Raw genomic sequence first — 4,319 nt, forward strand, 5'->3', positions numbered from 1 at the left:
GTGTTGATGCTCAACTGATCCTGCTCACCCTGGCGTACACCGACAAACGCCAGAGTGATCGGCGCGTACCTCAGCGGCGTCTTCAGGCTCTCCTTGCCCATCTGCGTGTCTTCCTCGGTCGATCCGGTCAGCGCGGTGGTCGACGACTGGCCCTGCTGGATCGCCTGGGTCACCGCATCGAAATAGCCGGTACCGACCTCACGCTGGTGCTTGACCGCAGTGAAACCGCGCTCGGCCGCTTCGAACTCGGCTTCCTGCAGTTCCACGAACGCACTCATCTGGCGGCGCGCGTAGCCGTGGGCCAGATTGAACATGCCGTAGTTCAACGCATGGAACCCGGCCAGGGTGATGAACTGGAACTTGTAGCCGTAGCTGCCCAGTTCGCGCTGGAACTTGGCAATGGTGGCGTCGTCCAGGTTCTTCTTCCAGTTGAAGCTGGGCGAGCAGTTGTAGGCCAGCAGCTTGCCCGGGAACTTCGCGTGGATCGCCTCGGCGAATTTGCGTGCAAACTCCAGGTCCGGCTTGCCGGTCTCGCACCACACCAGGTCGGCATAGGGTGCATAGGCCAGGCCGCGGCTGATCGCCTGGTCCAGGCCGTTGCGGGTCTTGTAGAAACCTTCGACGGTGCGCTCACCGGTGGTGAACGGCTTGTCGTTGCCGTCGATGTCACTGGTCAGCAGATCCGCAGCTTCGGCATCGGTGCGCGCGACCAGCAGGGTCGGCACGCCCATCACGTCGGCGGCCAGGCGTGCGGCGTTGAGCTTCTCGATCGCCTCGCGGGTCGGCACCAGCACCTTGCCGCCCATGTGCCCGCACTTCTTGACCGAGGCCAGCTGGTCCTCGAAGTGCACGCCGGCGGCGCCGGCCTCGATCATCGCCTTCATCAGTTCAAAGGCGTTGAGTACGCCGCCGAAGCCGGCCTCAGCATCGGCCACGATCGGCTGCAGGAAGTCGATGTCATCCTTGCCTTCGGCGTGGTGCAGCTGGTCGGCGCGCAGCAGCGTGTTGTTGATGCGCTTGACCACCGCCGGCACCGAATCTGCCGGGTACAGCGACTGGTCCGGATACATCTGGCCGGCCAGGTTGGCGTCGGCCGCCACCTGCCAACCGGACAGGTAGATCGCCTTCAGGCCGGCCTTGACCTGCTGCATGGCCTGATTGCCGGTCAGTGCACCCAGCGCGTTGACGAACTCGCGCTCGTGCAGCGACGCCCACAGCTTCTCCGCACCCAGGCGGGCCAGCGAATGCTCGATGTGGACGGTGCCGCGCAGGCGCACCACGTCGGCGGCGCTGTAGTTGCGCTGGATGCCTTCCCAACGCGGGTTGGTATCCCAGTCGTGCTGGATCTGTTCGGCAGTGGGCAGCTTGCTCATGTCTTTCTCCAGTTCGGTTCGTGCGTGCAGCGGGGAGGGAAACGGCGGTAGACGCGGGCGGCAGTCAATCGATGCGCGCGTAGGCCGGCAGGGTCAGGAAATCGGTCAGTTCTTCGCTGCGGCTCAGTTCGCCGAGCAGGGCGATGGCCTCGCTGATGCGCGCGCCACCGGGCAGCGCGGAGGTATCGCCCAGCCGTGCCGGCAGCTGCGACAGGGTGGAATCCAGCAGGGCCAGGTCGATCGCGGTGCCATCGTCCAGCTGCTGGCCCGGCGTATGCAGCCATTGCCACAACTGGCTGCGGCTGATCTCGGCGGTGGCCGCGTCCTCCATCAGGTGATGGATCGGCACACAGCCGTTGCCATCCAGCCACGCCGCCAGGTAACGCACGCAGACTTCCACGTTGCCTTCGAAGCCGGCGCGGGTGATGGTGCCCGGCGGCCGCGCGATCAGTTCGTCGCGGCCGACGCGCACGTCCTGGCGCAGCACGCTGTGCTGGTTCGCACCGGGCATGTGCTCGTCGAAGATCGCCATCGCCACCGGAATCAGCGCCGGATGCGCGACCCAGGTGCCGTCGTGGCCGGCGCTGACTTCACGCAGCTTGTCGGCGCGCACGCGGGCCATGGCCTGCTCGTTGGCGGCGGCATCGTGGTTGATCGGAATCTGCGCGGCCATGCCGCCCATCGCATGCGCACCGCGGCGGTGGCAGGTCTGGATCAGCAGTTCCGAATAGGCCTTCAGGAACGGCTGGGTCATGGTCACCTGGCCACGTTCAGGCAGGACGCGGTCGGCGTGGCGGCGGAAGGTCTTCAGGTACGAGAAGATGTAGTCCCAGCGCCCGCAGTTCAGGCCGACGATGCGATCACGCAGCGCGTGCAGGATCTCGTCCATCTCGAACACCGCCGGCAGCGTTTCGATCAGCACGGTCACCTTGATCTGGCCGTGCGGCAAGCCGAGCATCCCTTCGATGTGCGACAGCGCGGTTTCCCACAGCGCCGCCTCTTCCATGCTCTGCAGCTTGGGCAGGTAGAAGTACGGGCCACGATCCTTGGCCTGCAGGGAGCGGGCGTTGTGGAAGGCGAACACCGCTGCGTCGAACAGGCCGCCGGCGAGGAACTGGCCGTCGACGCGTACGTGCTTCTCGTCCAGGTGCCAGCCACGCGGGCGCACGATCAGCACCGCCTGTTCGTCGTATGGGCGCAGCGTGTAATGCTTGCCATTGGGGGCGGTGTATTCGAGATCGCCGCGCACCGCCGCGGCCAGCGACTGCTGCCCGGCCAGCAGGTTGCGCCAGGTCGGCGAGGTCGAATCCTCGAAGTCGGCCATGAACACCTTGGCGCCGGAGTTCAGCGCGTTGATGACCATCTTCGGGTCGGTCGGGCCGGTGATCTCGACGCGGCGGTCCTGCAGCGCGGCCGGCAGCGGCGCAACGCGCCAGTCGCCGCTGCGGATCGCAGTGGTGTCTTCACGGAAGTCCGGCAGGCCGCCCTGGTCGAAGAACGCCTGGCGTTCACGGCGGGCCTGCAGCCTCGCCTGCCGGCCCGGTTCCACCGCGCGGTGCAGCGACACCAGCAGGGCCAGCAGCGGCGCCGGCAGCACGGTGTCCTGGCCGGCCACGCGGGTCGCCAGGGCGATGCCGGGGGTGGCCTTGGTGGCGGGGGTGGGAACGGCGGAAGCGACGGCGGACATGGGGCTACTCCAGCGGTGGGGGAACGTCTCCACGGTGCCGCCCGGCCTCAGTATTTGGCAAAACAGTTTTTGCAATGTTTTACATAAGTTGTGCTAATACTCGTTACACGATGAGCACACGCACCCCGCCAAGTCCTCGTTTTTCCTACAAATCCGACCGGCTCAAGCCGCTGCGCGCGTTCTGCCAGACCGTGCGCCTCGGCTCCGTCTCACGGGCGGCTGAGGCACTTTTCGTCAGCCAGCCGGCCATCAGCCTGCAGTTGCAGGCGTTGGAACGGGAGCTGGGGGTGCCATTGTTCGAGCGCAGCGGGCGGCGCCTGGTGCCCAGCCGCGAGGGCCAGCTGCTGTACGAGATGGCACAGCCGCTGGTGGAGAACCTGGACGGGCTGGAGGCGCGCTTCCGCGACAAGGTGCGCGGCCTGGACGCGGGCGAGCTGAACATTGCCGCCAACAGCTCGACCATCCTGTACCTGCTGCCGAAGATCGTCGAACGCTTTCGCCTGCACCACCCGGACGTGCGCCTGACCCTGCACAACGCGATCAGCGCCGACGGCACCGACCTGCTGCGCGAGGATGCCGCCGACCTGGCGATAGGTTCGATGACCGATGTGCCGGCCGACCTGACCTACGCCCCGGCCTACCGCTTCGAGCAGGTGCTGATCGCACCGCACGATCATCCGCTGGCCAAGGGCGGCGAGCTGGAGCTGGCCGACATCGCGCGCTATCCGCTGGTGCTGCCGCCGAAGCGGCAGATCACCTACCGCCTGGTGGACCAGGTGTTCCAGCGCCACCGCATCGCCTACACCGTGGCGCTGGAAGTGGGGGGCTGGGAAGTGATCAAGCAGTACGTGGCGATGGGCATGGGCATTTCCATCGTGCCGGCGCTGTGCCTGAACGAGGCCGACCACGAGCGGCTGGCGGCGCGGTCGATGAAGCGCTGGTTCCCCGAGCGCAGCTACGGGGTGATCGTGCGCCGGGGCAAGGCGCTGTCGGCGCAGGCGCGGGCGTTCATCGAGCTGATCCAGCCGGAGTTGTTCAGTCCGCGCGATTACGATCAGAGCGGGCATTCGGAGCGGTGAGGGGTGTTCTGGTTTGCAGGGTTGCCGCCCTGCACCTGCAGAGGCCGAAGCAACGGCAACGTCAACGGCAACAGCGGGCATTCCGTGGGATGGCGGGGTGGGTCCGGTTGCGGGGGACGCCGTAAACCCGTCCATGGAGGCTCGGTCGCGCCATCCATGGCGCTCACGCCCCCGCAACCG

General features: G+C 66.9%; 3 protein-coding genes. 1 reads left to right on the forward strand and 2 read right to left on the reverse strand.

Annotated elements, in window-relative coordinates; all coding sequences use genetic code 11:
* Nucleotides 1–1,373: isocitrate lyase (gene aceA / locus ABGA94_RS14030; protein ID WP_375367575.1), on the reverse strand; the 1,373-nt coding region annotated here is incomplete at its 3' end.
* A 64-nt stretch (nucleotides 1,374–1,437) separates the two neighbouring features.
* Nucleotides 1,438–3,060 (reverse strand): malate synthase A, encoded by a 1,623-nt coding sequence (aceB, locus tag ABGA94_RS14035; RefSeq protein WP_375367576.1) that lies wholly within the window; start codon nucleotides 3,058–3,060, stop codon nucleotides 1,438–1,440.
* Nucleotides 3,061–3,170: 110 nt separating this feature from the next.
* Here aceB and ABGA94_RS14040 point away from each other — a divergent pair, with 110 nt between their 5' ends.
* The gene (locus tag ABGA94_RS14040) at nucleotides 3,171–4,139 is read left to right on the forward strand and encodes a LysR family transcriptional regulator (RefSeq protein ID WP_032954693.1); all 969 of its coding nucleotides are present in this window, start codon (nucleotides 3,171–3,173) and stop codon (nucleotides 4,137–4,139) included.
* Nucleotides 4,140–4,319 lie beyond the last annotated feature (180 nt).

Origin of the sequence: Stenotrophomonas sp. 3diitr2024 (genome assembly GCF_042136455.1) — a bacterium.
Taxonomy (GTDB): Bacteria; Pseudomonadota; Gammaproteobacteria; order Xanthomonadales; family Xanthomonadaceae; genus Stenotrophomonas; species Stenotrophomonas sepilia.